The following is an 18,497-nucleotide window of genomic DNA, read 5'->3' as shown; positions in this document are numbered from 1 at the left end:
TTAGTCTCTTGCTCTAGCGATAATGTGAATCGGTGTTCCTACAAAGCCGAATGATTCACGTAAACGATTCTTTAAGAAGCGCTCATATGAGAAGTGCAATAGTTCTGGATCGTTTACAAACACAACAAATGTTGGTGGTTTTACCGCAACTTGTGTTGCATAGAAAATCTTCAGACGACTACCATTATGCGTTGGCGTTGGATTCATCGCTACCGCATCCATAATTACATCATTTAATACGTTCGTTTGAATACGGATACTATGGCTTTCATTTACCTCATCGATAACCGGTATTAACGTTTGTGTACGTTTTCTCGTTTTTGCAGATAAGAATACAATCGGTGCGTACTCTAAAAATTGGAAATGAGCACGGATGTTTTCTTCAAATGCTTTCATTGTTTTCTCATCTTTTTTCACTGCGTCCCATTTGTTTACAACGATCACGACAGCTCGCCCTGAATCATGAGCGTATCCAGCGATTTTTTTATCTTGTTCAATAATTCCTTCTTCACCGTCTAAAACGACTAAAACAACGTCAGAACGTTCAATCGCTCTTAGTGCACGAAGTACACTATACTTTTCTGTACTTTCATACACTTTCCCTTTTTTACGCATACCAGCTGTATCGATAATTACATAATCTTTTCCATCTTTACTATATGGTGTATCGACAGCATCACGAGTTGTTCCTGCTACATTACTAACAATTACACGCTCTTGACCAAGAAGAGCATTTACAAGTGATGATTTCCCTACGTTTGGACGTCCAATTAAAGAGAAACGAATTGTATCTTCATCATATCCGTCTTCTTCAATCTTTGGAAAATGCTGTGCAGCTTCGTCTAATAAGTCACCTAATCCTAATCCGTGTGTACCTGAAATTGGGAATGGCTCACCAAATCCTAATGCATAGAAATCATAAATGTCACTGCGCATTTCCGGATTGTCCACTTTATTTACTGCAAGTACAACCGGTTTATTTGAACGATATAATATTTTCGCAACTTCTTCATCAGCTGCTGTTACACCGTCACGACCATTTGTCATAAAAATGATAACATCCGCTTCATCAATTGCCACTTCAGCTTGTTGACGAATTTGTGTCAAAAATGGCTCGTCTCCAATATCAATTCCACCTGTATCAATAATGTTAAATTCATGATTTAACCATTCTCCAGCGCTATAAATACGGTCGCGCGTTACACCTGGAATATCTTCTACAATTGAAACTCTCTCTCCAACAATTCTATTGAAAATAGTAGATTTCCCTACGTTCGGGCGGCCTACTATTGCTATTACTGGTTTCGGCATATACTTTCATCCTTTCAACTTGCTTCTGTTTATTATGTAAAAAACCCTTCTTTGTGCAAGAAGGGATTTGCATTCCAGAATATTTCTCAGCGTATCAAAACACCTCACATTATAACACACGTTGCTAATGTTTCACAATAATATATACATTCTCTTGTAAGCGATGCGCAATGCCATCTAGAATTGCCTCTAAATTATTTGCAACAAATTCTAACTCCTCTGTCGATTCACAAGTAAACAGAGGGGCACCACCAGCAAATTTCTCCGGAGTCGTTGTAATAACTGCAAGAATTACACTTTCTAACATCATCTCTTATCTCCCCTTCCTTTCGGGGCTTCCGATGACATATGAACAGCACTTTCTAACGTCGGCACGTTCCCTATGACACCTATTGCTTTCTCCACATCTTGATCTTGTGGTAAGACAAAGATTCCAACCCTGCCATCCTCTAAATCACGCTTTGCTAGCGGCGCAAGTGCCGGCGTACCAGAATCTCTATAAATCCCTAAAGCAACAGAAACATCATGTAAAATAGCTTGTCGTTGCCCTAAGTTTGAGATTGTCACCATCGCATCAATTGATTTCGGTCTTAAAATAAAGCCCATTCCATATTTCATAATTTCCTCTTGTCTTGCTGGCAATCCAATATTCATAATGTAAATATTATCAATATATAGCCCCGCCCCTTCAAAACGAAGTGGAACATGCTCGATATCAACAAGATCATGCAACCTCTTACCAGACATTAATGTTTTCGCGATAAAAAATGCGATGATAGCCATAACGACTCCAGCAATCCATGAACGGAACCCTATATAAGCAAACGTCGTTACAAACGACGTTAACATCGCCAAATAGTTGCGACTTTCAAAAACTAATGCAATTCCTTCAATATATGTATTCCCACGTGGTACAAGCTCATAACCATCTAATTGTTGAAGTGTATTTCTTTCCATATTACGCACATCACGAAACTGTGTTGCTGCTAACGTAAGAAACGTAATGGCAGAAAAATCTTTTTTCAATATAGACGGAATTGCAATCGCTCCTAAAGCCGCCGCAATTAACCCCATCGCAATATGAATAATTTTCCCGTGGAGCCTCGTCGGATATTGCCGGGTATCTGTCCGAAGCATGAGCACTCTCGTTACTGTCCCTGCTATTACGCCGCATAAAATGGCCGGTGTATATTCAATCATGTATTACCCTCGCCTTTCTTTTACGTGTTTTCCTCTTAAACTGTTCCATGTGTACGGAGACTTTCGCAATCCAAAATAAAATTGCCATGAATAATGTAGAAACAGCAACGATATCAAAAAACGCTAAACTACCGTAATCGTAAGGAAAATGCAGTTTCCGAAAAATAATTGTCACAAACAATTCTCCCTGTAACATTCCTATATAAAGAGAACATAGTCGTAATATGCGATCCTCATGTAATAAAACGGATGCATATACAAGAGCACTACTTAACAAAAACAACCTGTCCACCACAATCCAAATTGGATCATATACTTCTAACAAATGAAAACTTGTATATAACATTGCAATAATAAGTGCCGAAAGTAAGCTATATAATTTTTTCCAAATAGAATAGAGCGTGAGTCCTATAAAAGCTATACCAGAAAGTAAAAGTGCATTTACTGATACCGTAAATGAAGCAATCGTTACATGTAACGGAGAACAAATAATAAAAATCAATATACAGGCGCTTATCTTCCACCGAATAGAGTCCTTTTTCATAAAAAATGTTACGACAATCCACCCTATCCAAGCTACAAAATAAAAAGTACTCCCTTCCATCATTTCACCTCCTATGTTTTCCATTATGGGAACTTTTTATGAAAGTTAATCCACTTTCTTCGCGCATAGTTTTTTCATATAACAGCAACACTTTTAATAAGGAGGTGCTATTCATTATGGGTAAAGATCGTCAAGAACGAAAACTAAGAGAATCTCGCCGCGTTGAATCTGATCGTGACCAATCACTACAATATCCGGGTGCAACTGGACTTGATACACCTGAGCAAGCTCGAAAACAGAATCAGCACTAATGAATACAAAAAGACGGTTTCGATATTGTACGAAACCGTCTTTTACATATTTCTTCATAATTTCTATTCATATTGAAATAACATTTCACATACAAATCTTTCTAAACTTTATTTTTATCCATACCTATTTTTCTTAGAAAAATTAAACCTTCTGCAATAATTCAATGGCACATTATCTACATTTCTCAGTCGCAAATTTTACAAGATACTGTTTATATATAGGAATTATTTCATTTTTCTAGAATATCAATTCCATCCCTCGCTTTATATTACTAAAATGAATAGAAAACAAAAAAATCAACCAAACGGTCGATTTTTTATCTTCTACTATAATGCGTCGTATCAATGCCACGCTGCGTTAACCAATGATACGTTTCGCCCTTTACAACAAGAGGAACAGACTGTAACTCTTCTATCGTCTTCGCGCCAAGAGCTGTCATAATAAATTTCAAGTCTGCATGTAATAGATCAATTTCATCCACTAACTTCTCGATGCCATCTTGCATTAAAATGCGTAAAAAGTATCCAGCAAAAGCAGTTGTATTCGCCCCTAATGCGATTGCTTTCGCTACGTCAAGCGCTGTTTGTATACCCCCAGATGCAATAAAAGAGAGGTTATTATTTGTAGAGGTTGCTTCAATAATCGAGGTAGCTGTTTGTATGCCCCAGTTATTAAAATAAGAAAGCATTCGCTGTCTTCTTTCATTTTCAACAGCAGCAAAATTCGTACCACCTTGTCCGCCAATATCAATTGCCGTTACACCTACGCTCGCTAACTGTTGCATTGTTTCCTTACTCATCCCAAATCCAACTTCTTTTACAATGACAGGAACTTTACTATTTAAAACAATTTTCTCAATACGCTGAAGTACACCAGTAAAGTCACGGTCTCCTTCTGGCATCGTTAACTCTTGTATGACATTTAAATGAATTTGCAATGCATTCGCTTCAACCATATCAACAGCACGCTCTGCCTGTTCAACAGTTGCCTCACTACCTAAATTAGCAAAGAAAATACCATTTGGATTTACCTTTCTAATAATCTTATAAGAAGCAGCCTCACTTTCATCTTTTAACGCTGCCATTTGCGATCCTACAGCCATAGCAAGGTTATGACGTTTCGCTACATATGCTAATTGCTCATTAATATGTAACGTTTTCTCTCCTCCACCACCAGTCATCGCATTGATAAAAATCGGCGAACTTAGTGAAAGTTCGCCGATTTTTGTTTCACATGTTATTGTGTCATAATTTGAATTTGGCAAGCTTTGATGCACAAAATCAATATCATGAAAGCCATGCGTACGAGACTGACCAGTAGAAAGAGCGTATTCAATATGATCTAATTTACGTTTTGCCCTTACCACTTGTACCCCTCTTTATTTTTTTAATTTTTTCAGTTGTTCACCAATAATGTCACTTAATTGGAAAGTAGCAGAATCAGCATTCGGTTCATACTGACTATAATCTTCAGTTACATTATTTTCCTCAAGCGCTTCTTTTATACTTAAAGAAATACGTTTCTCTGCTACATGCACTTCAAGCACTTTCACTTTTACTTCTTGTCCCATTTCCAATACTTCATTTGGATTTTTCACGTGACGATTTGCAATTTGAGATACATGCACAAGACCTTCAACGCCCGGTAAAATTTCAACGAATGCACCGAATGTAACAAGACGTTTTACTACTCCTTCACGAATATCTCCAGCTTTTACTTCGCCACCAACATTTTCCCAAGGTCCCGGTTGAGCTGCTTTAATTGATAAAGAAATACGTTGTGTGTCAGCATCAACAGATAATACCTTTACTTTTACCTTTTGACCTTGCTCTAATACTTCAGAAGGTTGCTCTACACGTTCGTGTGAAATTTGTGAAATATGAACTAAACCGTCCACACCGCCAACATTTACGAAAGCACCAAAATCCGTTAGTCGTTGTACTGTCCCTTCAACAACGTCGCCTTCTTTTAATGAAGAAATTGCTTCTTTCTTCTTAGAATCTAGTTCTAATTCTACTACCGCTTTATGCGAAAGGATTACACGATTTTTTTCACGGTCCAATTCAACAATTTTCACGGCTAATGTTTTGCCTTTATAGTCAGTAAAATCTTCTACATAATGTACTTCTACAAGTGAAGCTGGTATAAAGCCACGAACACCAAGGTCCACAACTAATCCACCATTCACGATATCTTTTACGGTAACATCAAATACGTGACCAGAAGTAAATTTCTCTTGTAATTCTACCCATGCTTTTTCTGCATCAACAGCACGTTTAGATAATACAAGATCATCCTCTTCTAACTTAATAACCTTTAATTCTAGTGTTTGATCTAATTCTACAACATCGCTTGCTTTTTCAATATGAACGTTAGCTAATTCACTAATTGGAATTACGCCATCTGTTTTGTATCCAACATTTACAAGCACTTGTTTCTCTTCAACTTTCGTTACAGTACCTGTAACAACGTCACCAACTTGTAATTCTTTTGAATCCATAACTTCTTCATTCATTTTCTCTACCATGGAAATACCTCCCTACAGAATTGACAAAGCATTTTTTATGTATATACGAAATGAAAACAATTGTTTTCATTTGCATGTTTAAGAATTTATCATCACATACGTAAGCTTCATACATTTCACTAGAAAATATATTAAACCTATATAAATAGTATACAGCAAAATCATGTTGAAGAAAGTATGTTTTGAAATATAATAGCGAATATATTCTGACAGTTTTATTCCTCTTTAACTAACTTCTTATAAATCCAGTCATTTGTCAAGGAAAGAGACTCACAATTCACGTATCCTTTACATTTTTATATAAACAAAAAAGAAAGAGGCTACCCCCTTTCTTTATTTCGCAAACACTCCCGAAACAATACCCATAATTTTTTGGACAACTTCTTCAATTGATAAAGAAGTTGTATCTAATTCCAATGCATCATCAGCTTTTTTTAGAGGAGAAACTTCGCGTTCTGAATCTAATTTATCACGCTGAGCAATTTCTTCTTTTAATTGCTCTAAATTAGAATCGAAACCTTTATTCATATTTTCTAAATGTCTTCTTTCTGCTCTTTCTTCAACAGAAGCAAGCATAAAGATCTTCACTTCAGCATCTGGTAACACATGTGTACCAATATCACGACCATCCATTACAACGCCGCCTTTTTCCGCTAACTCTTGTTGACGGCGTACCATTTCTTCACGAACAAGGCGATGTTTCGCCACAATCGATACTCGATTCGTTACCTCAGGTGTACGAATTACTTCAGAAACATCTTGTCCATTTAAAAATACAAGTTGTGTATTTTCTCCTTGCTGAAACTCGATTTTCACATTTTTTACAACTTCCATTAACTGCTCTTCATTTTCAATATCCACTTTTTGCTCAAGGGCTGCGTATGTAATCGTACGATACATTGCGCCTGTATCAATATAAACGTAAGAAAGCTTCTTCGCTACAACTTTCGCAACTGTACTTTTTCCAGCAGCTGCTGGACCATCTATAGCAATTGAAATTCGTTTATCCATTGTAACACCTCATTTTTTCACTTATAAAACAAAACGAAAAGCAGGTATTCTCCTGCTTCTTCTCATTTGCTTCACGTCATTAAATCCTCAATTATTGTAGCATAATCCTTCATAGAAGAAAATGAAAACTACCTATTCACCTGTAAGATTTCTGCTTTGTTTTTTACCATGACACCTTCATAATAAACAATTTTAGATAAATATTTCACTGATGACTTATGTATAAATAACAATTGCACAACAGAAAGACAAATGAATTGTATTATTAATATACGAATAAGCATTCTCTCCATCTTTTTCAACGTAATGGCTCCCTCCTATACTGTATTTGCACATTTCGTTTCGTAATTTTATACATCGTACATATAGCATTTCATTTTATTGTCATTTTCGAGGCATACTTTTATACATTTCCATTGTCGAATTTACTCAAAACATGTTATGTTCTAAATGTATTTTTTTACTTGAAAGGGGTATAAGCATTGAAAAGAATCCTAGTTTTACACACAGGTGGAACAATTGCAATGGAGGAAGATAAAGAAACTGGGGTCGTACAACCAGGTGAAAAAAATCCTCTTTTAAAATTCATTCCTGATTTAGAAGGCGATGTTGATTTAATCGTTGAAGATGTGTTTCATCTACCATCTCCTCATATGACACCGAGCGAAATGTTACAATTACAAGTCATCATTGATGAAAGAGTAAAACAAGACAACATTCATGGCGTAGTCATTACGCATGGTACGGATACATTAGAAGAAACGGCCTATTTCTTAGATTTAACAGTACAAGCAACTATTCCGATCGTTGTAACAGGCGCAATGCGCTCTAGCAATGAATTAGGTGCTGATGGTCTATATAACTTCTTATCAGCTGTAAAAGTCGCTAGCAGTAGTGAAGCTGCCGAAAAAGGCGTTTTAGTCGTATTAAACGACGAAATTCATTGCGCTACAAACGTAACGAAAACACATACAAGTAATGTAGCAACATTCCAAAGTCCACAGTATGGACCAATCGGTATGGTAACAAAACGTGGTGTTGTATTCCACCATGCTTTAGTACATCACGAAACATATTCAGTAAATAAGGTTTCTAAAAATGTAGTCGTTCTAAAAGCGTACGCTGGTATGGACGATACATTGTTAGCAGCAATTGAAAATCTTCCAGTAGACGGGATTGTTATTGAAGCGCTTGGACAAGGTAATTTACCTCCAAGAACACTTCCTAGTCTAGAACGGCTAATAAATAAAGGAATTCCTGTCGTATTAGTTTCTCGCTGTTTCAATGGGATCGTTCAAGATGTATATTCATATGAAGGTGGCGGCAAACAATTAAAAGATATGGGTATTGTATTCACATACGGTTTAAACGCTCAAAAAGCACGTATTAAATTATTAGTTGCATTAGAGAATACAACTTCTCATGAAGCAATCCAAAACATGTTTATGCACGATTAAAAAAGAAGCTGTCGAAGTTTATTCCGACAGCTTCTTTTTATATTTCTCTTGTTGCAATGGTTTGCGCAATCGCATCCCCATGAAATCGACCGTTCTCAATAAATATTTCATTTGCATTATTTCCAGCAGCAATTACACCTGCAATGAAAATATTTGCAGCGTTCGTTTCCATCGTATCCTCTGCATAAATTGGACGTCCTGTCGCTTCATCAATCCGAACACCCATCTTTGTTAAGAAACTATGATCAGGATGGTAACCAGTCATCGCAAATACAAAATCATTTTGGATTGTATATGCTTCGCCATCAACTGTATACGTTAATGTATGTTCAGTAATTTCTTTCACATGAGCCCCGAAATGCATGTGAATTGTACCATTTCGAACTAACGCCTCAAACTCTGGCAAAATCCAAGGCTTTATGCTTGGTGAATACTCACTTCCGCGATATAGTACCGTTACACGCGCACCAGCTTTCACAAGCTCTAACGCGGCATCTACACTCGAGTTTTTCCCACCTATAACTACTACATCTCGATCAAAATAAGGATGTCCTTCTTTAAAATAGTGAGCTACCTTCTTCAATTCCTCACCTGGAACGTTCATATAATTTGGATTGTCATAATATCCAGTTGCTACAACAATATATTTCGCTATATACATTTCTTTACTTCCGTCACGCTTTGTCGTTTCAACCTGAAAAACTTCTCCATCTTTTTGAACTTTCTCTACTCGTTCAAAAGCATTTACACGTACAGATTTACGCTTTACTACTTCACGATAATACGCAAGCGCTTGATTTCGAACAGGCTTACGATTTTCTGTAATAAAAGCTACATCACCAATTTCTAATTTTTCACTAGAAGAGAAAAATGTTTGATGGGTTGGATAATTATAAATCGCATTTACAATGTTTCCTTTTTCAATTACTAACGGATTTATCCCTACCTTTTGCAACGAAATTGCTGCTGCTAATCCGCACGGACCGCCTCCAATTATGATAGCTGTTTCTTTCTGCATACTCGGTTCACTCCTAGTCTTCTACCAATACACTATTTATAAAAACAAGAAAAAACCTACTTACAGCAGTAGGCACCTATCTTTATTGTATTCATTTTTCATATATTTGTCATCTAAACGAAACGTACATCCGATAGACATCTGCTAAAAACTGCTGAAATTTAATACCTTGTTTCCCTAAAACATTTTCAGGATCAATCTTTCTGGCTGGATCAAGTGTTTTATGTGATACGATATCTTTTTTCGGATTCAAGCCGAAGTTTTGACATAAATACGCATGATACCACGTAAAACGTGTATATGCTTCCCAAAAATTAACATCACCGCCATAACAAAGCTCCACTCCAATGGCAGCCTTATTGGCATCATACCCATATAAGTCATTATCTGTCGGCACACCATATCGAACATGATAAGCAACTTCATTTATAGGAATAATTTCTAGTATTGTTTTGTCATCTATAAATGTATGTGCCGAAGCTTTCGGTTGTATTTCATTAAAATAATCCCGATTCCCAATCGCATTGCTACCAGGATTCCCCGTATCATGGCTTACAATAAACCTTACTTTAGAAAGAGGAATTCCCGGCCGTGAACTTCCATATCCAATATAGTTACGCTCTATAGGAAACATCGCCATTACTACCAACTCCCGCTTCAGAAGATTACCTTACTTCTTTATATATGTATTCAGTAGCAATGTCCTTATAGCATATTTCTTACGCGAAGAGAAAATCGAAAATATTTGATGTGAACACCATAAATAATAAAATACTTACAGCAACTCCATAAAAACCGTAAAACCAAACACAATCTTCTTTCGTATCTAAACCGAAAAATTTATTTACTGATTGTAATAATGTGCCGCGCTTACTTTGTTTGTTTCTTAATACTTCCACTCGTTCTACAACATCCGCTGGCATCATAAATCTTTGGTCTACTGTCATTTTCATCATTTATCTCTCCTTAAAATCATTTCCGTTTTGTTTATCTAAGGAGAGTATAGCACGTTTGTTCGCGTAGAACAAGCGTTCTTTTCGTTTTTATTTTATTTTTCAGCAAATCCAGTAAGAATCGTGATTACAAAGGCGATAATTGGCCCTACTACAACCGCACCAAATATTAAAAACAGTAGCCCTTCCCCGAACACCCGAACAATACTTGTCTTTTTGACTTTCGTCGTTCTTGCAAGTTCTCCCTCTAACCTCTTAACCTTTTCTTCTAATTGTTCTACCCGTTCCATCATTTCATTTCCCATTTACAACACTTCACTCTAATACTTCAACAAAAAAACGTGATTCCCTCGAAAGGAATCACGTTTTCTCACAATATAATATTATACCCAACCTCTGAAGCGACTTGCTTCAGCCATTTTACGAACACCGACCATATACGCTGCTAAGCGCATATTCACTTTACGAACTTGTGCTGTTTCATAAATAGAATCAAATGATCTTACCATTACTTTTTCTAAACGTTGTTCTACTTCTTCTTCAGTCCAGTAGTAACCTTGGTTATTTTGTACCCACTCAAAGTAAGATACTGTTACCCCACCAGCACTCGCTAATACGTCTGGAACAAGTAAAATTCCGCGATCTGTTAAAATTTTAGTTGCTTCTAATGTTGTTGGACCATTTGCAGCTTCAACAACGATTTTTGCTTTAATATCATTAGCATTTTCTTCTGTAATTTGGTTCTCAATTGCAGCTGGAACTAAAATGTCGCAATCAAGTTCTAACAATTCTTTGTTTGAAATTGTATTATTAAATAGTTTTGTTACTGTACCGAAGCTATCACGACGGTCTAATAAATAATCAATATCTAATCCGTTTGGATCATGTAATGCGCCGTAAGCATCTGAGATCGCAATAACTTTCGCACCTGCATCATGCATAAATTTAGCTAAGAAGCTACCAGCATTACCGAATCCTTGAACAACAACGCGTGCACCTTTAATATCAATGTCGCGTTTTTTTGCAGCTTCGCGAATACAAATTGTAACACCTTTCGCTGTTGCTGTTTCACGTCCATGTGATCCACCTAATACAAGTGGCTTACCTGTAATAAATCCTGGTGAATTAAATTCGTCAATACGGCTATACTCATCCATCATCCATGCCATAATTTGAGAGTTTGTGAATACATCTGGAGCTGGAATATCTTTCGTCGGTCCTACGATTTGGCTAATTGCTCGTACATAACCGCGGCTTAATCTTTCTAACTCACGGAATGACATTTCACGCGGGTCACAGATAATTCCACCTTTACCTCCGCCATATGGTAAATCAACAATACCACATTTTAAACTCATCCAAATTGAAAGTGCTTTCACTTCATTTTCTGTTACATTCGGATGGAAGCGAATTCCACCTTTCGTTGGACCAACAGCATCATTATGTTGTGCACGATATCCTGTAAATATTTTAACAGTCCCGTCATCCATACGAACTGGTATTTTCACTGTCATCATACGAACTGGTTCTTTTAATAATTCATATACTTCGTTTGGATAACCCAATTTTTCTAACGCTTCACTAATAACAATTTGTGTTGAATTCAATAGTTCAAAATGTTGTTCCCTTTGTTGTTGTGTTTTTGTTTGAGTTCCCTTTTCGGCTACCATAGTAAGTAAACCCCCTGTAATTTCACTTGTTTAGTAAACCTTCATTGCCTAGTATACACCGTTAAATTTGGAATGCAATAGAAAACGCTAACAAATATATACAAAGTATTTTCTTTTGCAAGCGTTTTCACTATCATTATAGTCCTTTTATCGCTTTTAGAAAAGTAAAATACTTAAATATTTAAATATTTTTTATTTTATTCATGTACAGTACTTTGAAAAAATACATTTAAGTAAGGTAAAAAACAAAACCTTAGCTATGTTACATTAGCTAAGGTTTTGTTTTTTCACAAAGTAATTGTGTATTTGTTCAATTGCTTGAGAAGCCATTAATTCTTTACCATACTCCATTAGACGATAAATAGTTGCTGTAGACGGATTACCATATTCCGCTAAAATAGCTATAAAATCTGCCTTCAGTAATTGTATTTGCTCCTCTTCTTCCATCCAAAGATAGAAACGCCCATCCCACGTATATAATTTTCCGCCAGTTACATCAAGGTTATATAAACGATTCGACAGGTTAATTACGTCATCTAGTGTAGCAAACTCATAAAGGATATGCTCGCTTTCATCTAGAGTCACTTGCATTTCAATAAACTCGTCACGGAACTCATCATCTGTATCCGCTTCTTGATGTTCTTTCGTTACAATTACGACCATTCCTTGCGCTTGTAGAGAAAATACTTCAACTGCAATCGGGCCATCCGCTTCAAATCCCAATTCTTTATTTGCTTCTTGCATCATATCACGAAATAATTGCTGTACTTTCGGTGCATTTCTCCACAAATCTTCTTTCGTTAATCCTCGTTCAGATAAATCATCAAATGTTAAGAAAATTTTTATCTTATTGTAATTTAATCGTTCCAGCCTCATCTCATACCCTCCCTACGCAACCAATGAATATAATTTTTATTATATGAAATAGAAAATAGATGGTTCTTTTCGAACAACTATTCTAACATTTTTAACCAATCATCCCATTCTTCTTTCGTGTCACCAATTAGGCTTGTTTGAATGTTCAACTGATCTCCAGCACCTATTTCTCCTATAACCCCAACAGAAAGGTTTTCACTTTTTTCTTGCAACAAATTCAAGTAGCTCGTTGCGTTCTTCAGTTCTCGTCCGTCATCAAAAGAGATTACTACATATTTAGGTCTTATTTGCTCAACAGCTAACGTAATACTATCTTCCGCTAAGCTTGCCCTAATATATATCACCTCATATCCTTTTAATCGTAAATACGTTGAGAAAACAAACCCTTTCAACATATTACTTTCTAACACAACAACTTTGTGTATAGAAGAAAACGATGATGCATTATGATATACCATCCCTAGACGCGTTTGTAAAAATGATACGACATATTGGAATTGCACCATTGTAACTTCATTATTATTTTTTAACGTTAACAATTTATTTGACACTTGAAGAACAATACTTGCGATAACTTTTTCTGTTGCATAAATACTAAAGGCCTCGTTTAACAATGCAGAAGTTGTAATTTCATCAAATTTTAACAAAGCTTGTAGTAAATCGTCCACTAAAACAACTTCTCTATCGTAATGTATTTCATTTTGAACACTATTCTGCAAACGATTCCCTTCTAATAATTGAACTGCTTGTCCAATCATCATGCCGGAAGAAACCTTGTCCATTAACCATTTCAAAATTTGAATATGCTCTTCTGTATATAATCGATGCCCCGCATGATTCCGCTTTGGGGCAATCATTTGATATCTTCTTTCCCATGCACGAAGCGTACTTGGTTGAACTCCAATTATTTTTGAAACAGCTTTTATGTTATATTTTCCGTTTAGAGTTGGCATCATTTCCCTCCGCATAACGTAATAATATGTGTTTGAGCAGGTGCTCGGAAGCGAAGTGGAATCAACGTTGTTCCATACCCATTACTAACAAAAAGAGTTATATTTGAATGCTTATATACGCCACCTTTTAAATATTTTTTAGATGGGAATAATCGAATCTGCCCTCCATGTGTATGTCCACTTAGCACAAGTGAAATTTGTTCTTTTCCAGACATTTTATTTATTATATCAGGGTTGTGGCTAATTAATATGCGAAAACCATCTTCTTTACAATCAGCCAACGCTAAATCTAAACGATCACGTTCCAAACCAACATCATCTACACCGAGCAAACAAATTTTCTCTCCTAATTCAGACTCAAATACAACTCTTGTATTATCTAAAACTTTTACATTATTTTCTAATAACAAAGCATCTAATTCATGATATTCAATTTCATAATCATTATTTCCCCATACAAAATATACAGGAGCTATTGCTCTTAGCTTTTGTATATTTGCAGAGATTTTCGATAAAGGGACACCTTTTTCCGCTAAATCACCACCAATAATTACAAGATCAACTCTTCCTTTTACTTGTTCAATTAACGAATTCGAAATGACCCTTCTATGAATATCAGATATAAAAAATACATTTACTTTTTGAAAACTTTTCGGAAATTCTTCAAATATTAAAGTATGTTCTAGCACCGTATTACGCATTGCTTCTGTATACATTACAAGAAGCATTATAATACCAATACAAACGAGAGTACTTAATAAGATAATCCATATCATATATTTTTACTCCCCTCCTCATAAAGATAATCCTCAGTTTTTATAGTAAGTATTTTACTAACTTTTTCGCTTTGTGGACTTATCTTTTATCGGAATTTTTAATTCTTGACCTACATTCACTTCATCTTTTTGTAAATCATTATACTTTTTAATCACTTCGATCCCAGTTTCATCTGAAAAATATTGCTTCGCTATACTTTCTAAAGTTTCTCCCTCTTTCACCGTATGCGTGACGACTTTCTCAGATGATGCCTCGGACTCAGATTTAGCTGAATCAAAAAAAATAACCTCAAATGCACTTTTTCCAGCGTTATTACTATCACTTTTCACCTGAATATATTTATCTGTATACCATAAGATGCTAATTGGTAGTAATATGAATAGAAATGTTAAAACTCGAACGAAAATATGATTCATTTTAAACTTTTGTTTTTTTTCTTTATTTCTATGAATTTCACTACGCGGCGGTAAACCTTCTTTTTCTTCCACTCGCTCAACTTCTAATTCCTCTTCAAAATCAGGAATTCGTCTTCTCATGTTGTTCACCACCACCTTCCATTTATTTTCTTAATTGGAGTCCCATTATAAAATCAACAAGAAAGTGTGCAAAGATTGTTATAAACAAATTTCCTGTCCATTCAAATACGTAACCAAAGACAAAACTAATGAAACAGACGAAACAAAACAAAAATGGCTTTTTTATATACCGAATATGTAACACTGCAAATACAAAACTCGCTATTACAATTCCAAAGTGCGTCTGCACTACACCTCTAAATAAAAATTCTTCTGCAAAGCCGATAATGAACGTAATAACGAGTAGATGCATAACTGACATCCCTTGAAACATCCTATCATTAATACCACCATCATCAAACCAAGACTCTGGAAATACTCGCATTGCAACATAATCTAATAACACAATACCAATCGCTAACAAGCCACCTATTATAAGTATAGACACCGGTTCCCATTTCCACAGACTATACACCGATTTTATATCTCGGAATAGTATATATGCTAGTAAACAACCGATACCGATAATAATGAACTGTGTGATATACAGATTCAGCCTTATTTCTTTCGGACTCATATCTTCAATATTATGCCTTTGAATGTTCATCATTCCCCCATCTTTTCTAGACCGAAAAGCTTTTGTAACTCTGTTTCCCAATTATAGTCGAAATCCGATTGTTGCGCTTGTCTTTTTTTATAATCTGTTTTTGTAATATGACAATAGTCGCAGCAATTCTTTAACTCGCCCTCTTTTCTGTAACCGAACTGTCGCAGCAAATATTCCCGTCTACATTCTTTCACTTGTATCCATGATTTCATATTTTCTAGCTCACTATATTTATTACGTAACCTTATTTCTACTTCAGCTATTAATCTGTTCATAATTTCATCTGACAAGCTCTCTAATATTAGTTTTCGTTGTTGTATGATTCCAAGCTGTTCAAGATGATAGCGGATGAAACGCCAATATTGTTCATTAAATCTTGCTGCATTATAACAAATTTCTTCTACCTCTTCTATTGGTAATTCTTTCGTTTGAAACATTCTTTCCTGTAGTAAAGAAAATAAAAATTGTATTTGTGACTGGCTTGGCAATTCATCTTCAATTATTGAAATTGGTAAATCGTGATCTAACGGACTACATAGTAAAATAGCTATACTTGGTTCACCATCTCTTCCAGCTCTTCCGATTTCTTGTAAATAAGAAGCTATATTAGTCGGATAGTGAAAATGAATAATATATCTCGTGTTTGATTTATTTACTCCCATACCAAAAGCACTTGTACATATTACAAGCTGTAATTGGTCATTCATAAACTGCTGTTGAATTAACATACGCTCTTCATGTTCCATACCACCATGATAGAAAGCGACACCAGTAACGCCTTTTCCTCTTAAATATTCCGTTAAACGTTCTGTCCACGCTCTGCTTGAACAATATACAATCCCCGGCCCTTGTAAATACATCACCTGGTCCAAAAGCGCCTCTTTCTTCTCTTCTATCGTCTCTACAAATTGTACTTCCATTGCTATATTTGGACGATCAATAGAGTATACATGCTGCGTCACATTCTCCAAATTCAAACTCTCTGCTATATCTCGGAGTACATCTTTCGTCGCTGTTGCAGTTAATGCTAGCACTGTAGGAGACCCGATATTCTTAATAACTACATTTAGTTTTTTATAATCTGGTCTAAAATCATAACCCCATTGCGAAATACAATGAGCTTCATCCACAACAAATAATGAAATATGAACTTTCTTCAATTCTCTTATTAACAATTCCGACTGCAACATCTCTGGTGATACAAAAATAAATTTATAAGAAGCTAATCTTTTCATCGCTTCTCTTTTTTCCTGTAATGTCCGAAAACTATTAAATGCTATCACTCGGTTTTTCACAACATATTTTAATTGTGTAACCTGATCTTCCATCAAAGATAATAATGGTGATACAACAAGTACTGTCCCTTCTTGCATGAGCCCTGGAAGTTGATAGCACATAGACTTCCCTCTTCCGGTCGGAAGCATCGCTATAACATCTTTTCCTTCCAATAAATCTGTAATTACCCCTTTTTGACCTGGACGAAATTCAGAATATCCAAACCACCTATATAAATATTCCTCAAGTTTCATTTATACCCCCCATCCGCGCCAATACAAGACGAACTTCAAAATAAGAGATATCCTCTCCAACCGCTTGTTTCAACTCACGCAGCTTACGTGTTTGTAATGCATCAATTACTTCTGTTACTTTATCTATTTTGTCTTTTTCCATAAACATCTCGATTGAAAAATCTCTTTCTCGCAAAGCAATTTCAACAAAATGATCTTCTATCGTTGCAACCTTTAGATTTCTAATTGTCGCTATTTCTTCTAATGAGCGCCCTTGCCTCCAAAAATTATATGTTTTTTTTGTTGATAAACTAAATAATTCAGCTCTCTCATTTGGATAAGAAATAATTTCAGCTAATAACGGAAATTCATTTTCATAATCGCGAACTTCTTGTATAAGGAAATGAATTGTACCCCAAAATAAAAAGTACACCCTGAAAACATCTCGTTTCGTAATTTCTGCTAACTGCTGCAATGTACAACCGATACGTTCATATCCTGTTAATCTATATGTTACAATCGTTGCTTCTACCACATCACATTTCCTTAAAAGAGTATATATTTCTTTCCATAATCTTTTTGCCAATTCACTACGCCTATACGGCATACCTGTTAAAAAGCGTTTCACCCAAACCATTATTTCTGTATCTTGTTGAATAGGAATAAACTTCGTATTATTCTGTTGTAAATTAGATATAGTTTGAATAATTAAAGATAATCTTTTCCAAAATGTTTCACCTAATTCACCATAGTGCAAACCATGTAAATGCGCTGGAAAAGCATACCCTTCCTCCCATGTATGTAACTGCATTTTACCTTTAGGTGTTAACAAATATGTATTTTCATGTATTTCTTGAATCAAATCTGCTTGCAACAACTTTGCAACTTCACGATCATATTCAGCTCTATTTAGCGATTTATATATTCCAAACAAAAAAGAAATTCGGAACATATTTCCATCTTGTAACGTTTGCGAAGAACGTTTTCCCTTTAATAAATAATAAATAGAAGAAACGGTCCTTTCACCATTCAATTGTTTTAAACAATACAATACAGTATATTGTAGTTGCATTACCGCTTCCACCTTTCAATCTAACTTAGTTACTCATTAAACTTATCATATGGGCAATATGTACTTGTATATATTCTATTGTACCAAACGAAATAACATTTACGTATTTTGAAAATCTTATGACATAATGCAGAAATTAGTTGACACTCTAATTGATAAGGATTATCATTATAATTTTATGTTGAA

At 35.4% G+C, this 18,497-nt stretch carries 22 protein-coding genes; 2 read left to right on the top strand and 20 right to left on the bottom strand.

What is annotated here, in order from left to right; genetic code table 11:
* The 4 genes from engA to PSR14_RS08585 form a co-directional block, all read right to left on the bottom strand.
* Positions 1 to 1,311, bottom strand: coding sequence for a ribosome-associated GTPase EngA (gene engA, locus PSR14_RS08600; protein WP_001125893.1), 1,311 nt, complete (start codon positions 1,309 to 1,311; stop codon positions 1 to 3).
* 124 nt (positions 1,312 to 1,435) lie between these two features.
* Positions 1,436 to 1,621, bottom strand: coding sequence for a capping complex subunit for YIEGIA (locus tag PSR14_RS08595; RefSeq protein ID WP_000979054.1), 186 nt, complete (start codon positions 1,619 to 1,621; stop codon positions 1,436 to 1,438).
* The gene (locus tag PSR14_RS08590; protein ID WP_000575282.1) at positions 1,618 to 2,511 is read right to left on the bottom strand and encodes a YIEGIA family protein; all 894 of its coding nucleotides are present in this window, start codon (positions 2,509 to 2,511) and stop codon (positions 1,618 to 1,620) included. Before PSR14_RS08590 ends, PSR14_RS08595 begins: the two co-directional genes overlap by 4 nt.
* On the bottom strand, positions 2,504 to 3,115 hold the full coding sequence (locus PSR14_RS08585) for a hypothetical protein (RefSeq protein WP_000399224.1): 612 nt from the start codon (positions 3,113 to 3,115) through the stop codon (positions 2,504 to 2,506). The genes PSR14_RS08590 and PSR14_RS08585 overlap by 8 nt, the downstream gene beginning before the upstream one ends.
* 116 nt (positions 3,116 to 3,231) lie before the next feature.
* On the opposite strand from PSR14_RS08585, the gene PSR14_RS08580 reads away from it, so the two are divergent.
* Positions 3,232 to 3,366, top strand: coding sequence for a YpzI family protein (locus PSR14_RS08580; protein ID WP_000513900.1), 135 nt, complete (start codon positions 3,232 to 3,234; stop codon positions 3,364 to 3,366).
* 317 nt (positions 3,367 to 3,683) lie between these two features.
* Here PSR14_RS08580 and PSR14_RS08575 read toward each other — a convergent pair whose 3' ends face one another.
* The 4 genes from PSR14_RS08575 to PSR14_RS08560 all read right to left on the bottom strand — a co-directional run bounded on the left by PSR14_RS08575 (position 3,684) and on the right by PSR14_RS08560 (position 7,207).
* Positions 3,684 to 4,733, bottom strand: a complete 1,050-nt coding sequence (locus PSR14_RS08575; RefSeq protein ID WP_000251042.1) for a type 2 isopentenyl-diphosphate Delta-isomerase — start codon at positions 4,731 to 4,733, stop codon at positions 3,684 to 3,686.
* A 12-nt stretch (positions 4,734 to 4,745) separates the two neighbouring features.
* Positions 4,746 to 5,894: a 30S ribosomal protein S1 gene (rpsA, locus tag PSR14_RS08570; RefSeq protein WP_000229577.1), complete on the bottom strand. Its 1,149-nt coding sequence runs from the start codon at positions 5,892 to 5,894 to the stop codon at positions 4,746 to 4,748.
* Between the two features lie 333 nt (positions 5,895 to 6,227).
* Positions 6,228 to 6,905: a (d)CMP kinase gene (gene cmk, locus PSR14_RS08565; protein WP_000361264.1), complete on the bottom strand. Its 678-nt coding sequence runs from the start codon at positions 6,903 to 6,905 to the stop codon at positions 6,228 to 6,230.
* Positions 6,906 to 7,033: 128 nt separating this feature from the next.
* On the bottom strand, positions 7,034 to 7,207 hold the full coding sequence (locus tag PSR14_RS08560) for a YpfB family protein (RefSeq protein WP_000738061.1): 174 nt from the start codon (positions 7,205 to 7,207) through the stop codon (positions 7,034 to 7,036).
* Positions 7,208 to 7,387: 180 nt separating this feature from the next.
* Between PSR14_RS08560 and ansA the strand changes: the two genes are divergently transcribed.
* Positions 7,388 to 8,362 (top strand): asparaginase, encoded by a 975-nt coding sequence (ansA, locus tag PSR14_RS08555; RefSeq protein ID WP_000822020.1) that lies wholly within the window; start codon positions 7,388 to 7,390, stop codon positions 8,360 to 8,362.
* Positions 8,363 to 8,399: 37 nt separating this feature from the next.
* Here ansA and PSR14_RS08550 read toward each other — a convergent pair whose 3' ends face one another.
* From PSR14_RS08550 to PSR14_RS08495, 12 genes are all read right to left on the bottom strand, one after another.
* A complete protein-coding gene (locus tag PSR14_RS08550; protein ID WP_001168493.1) occupies positions 8,400 to 9,380 on the bottom strand; it encodes a YpdA family putative bacillithiol disulfide reductase in 981 nt (326 codons plus the stop codon).
* Between the two features lie 109 nt (positions 9,381 to 9,489).
* Positions 9,490 to 10,020, bottom strand: coding sequence for an N-acetylmuramoyl-L-alanine amidase family protein (locus PSR14_RS08545; RefSeq protein ID WP_001240643.1), 531 nt, complete (start codon positions 10,018 to 10,020; stop codon positions 9,490 to 9,492).
* A gap of 79 nt (positions 10,021 to 10,099) precedes the next feature.
* Positions 10,100 to 10,336, bottom strand: a complete 237-nt coding sequence (locus tag PSR14_RS08540) for a DUF3961 domain-containing protein (protein ID WP_001983018.1) — start codon at positions 10,334 to 10,336, stop codon at positions 10,100 to 10,102.
* A 92-nt stretch (positions 10,337 to 10,428) separates the two neighbouring features.
* Positions 10,429 to 10,638, bottom strand: a complete 210-nt coding sequence (locus PSR14_RS08535) for a hypothetical protein (RefSeq protein ID WP_061536311.1) — start codon at positions 10,636 to 10,638, stop codon at positions 10,429 to 10,431.
* 78 nt (positions 10,639 to 10,716) lie between these two features.
* Positions 10,717 to 12,003: an NAD-specific glutamate dehydrogenase gene (gudB, locus tag PSR14_RS08530; RefSeq protein WP_000225176.1), complete on the bottom strand. Its 1,287-nt coding sequence runs from the start codon at positions 12,001 to 12,003 to the stop codon at positions 10,717 to 10,719.
* 267 nt (positions 12,004 to 12,270) lie between these two features.
* Complete coding sequence (locus PSR14_RS08525; RefSeq protein WP_001235392.1) at positions 12,271 to 12,879, bottom strand: genetic competence negative regulator; 609 nt, start codon at positions 12,877 to 12,879, stop codon at positions 12,271 to 12,273.
* A 77-nt stretch (positions 12,880 to 12,956) separates the two neighbouring features.
* Positions 12,957 to 13,832, bottom strand: a complete 876-nt coding sequence (locus tag PSR14_RS08520; RefSeq protein ID WP_001142636.1) for a MerR family transcriptional regulator — start codon at positions 13,830 to 13,832, stop codon at positions 12,957 to 12,959.
* Positions 13,832 to 14,608 (bottom strand): metallophosphoesterase, encoded by a 777-nt coding sequence (locus PSR14_RS08515; RefSeq protein ID WP_000637818.1) that lies wholly within the window; start codon positions 14,606 to 14,608, stop codon positions 13,832 to 13,834. Before PSR14_RS08515 ends, PSR14_RS08520 begins: the two co-directional genes overlap by 1 nt.
* Before the next feature lie 57 nt (positions 14,609 to 14,665).
* On the bottom strand, positions 14,666 to 15,145 hold the full coding sequence (locus tag PSR14_RS08510) for a LysM peptidoglycan-binding domain-containing protein (RefSeq protein WP_001254346.1): 480 nt from the start codon (positions 15,143 to 15,145) through the stop codon (positions 14,666 to 14,668).
* Between the two features lie 22 nt (positions 15,146 to 15,167).
* Positions 15,168 to 15,731, bottom strand: a complete 564-nt coding sequence (locus PSR14_RS08505; protein ID WP_001025765.1) for a CPBP family intramembrane glutamic endopeptidase — start codon at positions 15,729 to 15,731, stop codon at positions 15,168 to 15,170.
* Positions 15,731 to 17,260 (bottom strand): ATP-dependent DNA helicase RecQ, encoded by a 1,530-nt coding sequence (locus PSR14_RS08500; protein WP_000762996.1) that lies wholly within the window; start codon positions 17,258 to 17,260, stop codon positions 15,731 to 15,733. The genes PSR14_RS08505 and PSR14_RS08500 overlap by 1 nt, the downstream gene beginning before the upstream one ends.
* Entirely contained in the window at positions 17,250 to 18,311 is a 1,062-nt protein-coding gene (locus PSR14_RS08495) for a helix-turn-helix domain-containing protein (protein WP_073541930.1), read from the bottom strand. The genes PSR14_RS08500 and PSR14_RS08495 overlap by 11 nt, the downstream gene beginning before the upstream one ends.
* Between the last annotated feature and the right edge of the window lie 186 nt (positions 18,312 to 18,497).

The sequence above is a fragment of the Bacillus sp. A01H genome (genome assembly GCF_045277205.1).
Classification (GTDB): Bacteria; Bacillota; Bacilli; order Bacillales; family Bacillaceae_G; genus Bacillus_A; species Bacillus_A paranthracis.
Note: the sequence above shows the minus strand (reverse complement) of the source record. Positions and strands in the feature narration are given on the sequence as shown.